Consider the following 510-nt stretch of genomic DNA (forward strand, 5'->3'; position numbering starts at 1 on the left):
CCTTCAAATATTCAGCTTCAGTTGCGGGGACTTGATGGCACCGCCCGACCTTCGGCCGTGCGACAGGGTGGCGTGGTCACCCTGGCTGCCGTCTTGCGGTGATCCCAAGCCAGGCCCGCACTCACATGATCCAGCGCCGTCGAGGTCATCATTCGGTGCTACAACACCGCCGTTGGCTGAAAAACCTCGAACAAATCACCCGGATCGGGCCCGAGCACGGCCCGCACCGCGAACTTTCGATCTTGCCCGATTGATCGAAGTCGCCGGATGGCCGCCCCGACAACCACGGCGCTCCTTCGATCACAAGCGGGTGCAGGAGATCACGAGCGGGTGCGGGAGATCGCTGTCCGGGCGACAGGATTGCGTAGTCCCGGCCCATGCCGCCTTGCGGTAATCCCAAGCCAGCCCCGCACCCACATGATCCACCGCCGTCGAGGTCGCCATTCGGTGGTGCCACACCGCCGCCGGCTTACAAACTTCGGACAAATCACCCGGATCGCGGCGTAGACA

At 63.7% G+C, this 510-nt stretch carries 1 protein-coding gene; it reads right to left on the reverse strand.

What is annotated here, in order from left to right; translation table 11 throughout:
* Positions 1-300: 300 nt before the first annotated feature.
* A partial coding sequence (locus Dsi01nite_RS57015; RefSeq protein ID WP_203854897.1) for a hypothetical protein occupies positions 301-510 on the reverse strand: 210 nt, incomplete at its 5' end.

The sequence above is a fragment of the Dactylosporangium siamense genome, from assembly GCF_016862795.1.
Taxonomy (GTDB): Bacteria; Actinomycetota; Actinomycetes; order Mycobacteriales; family Micromonosporaceae; genus Dactylosporangium; species Dactylosporangium siamense.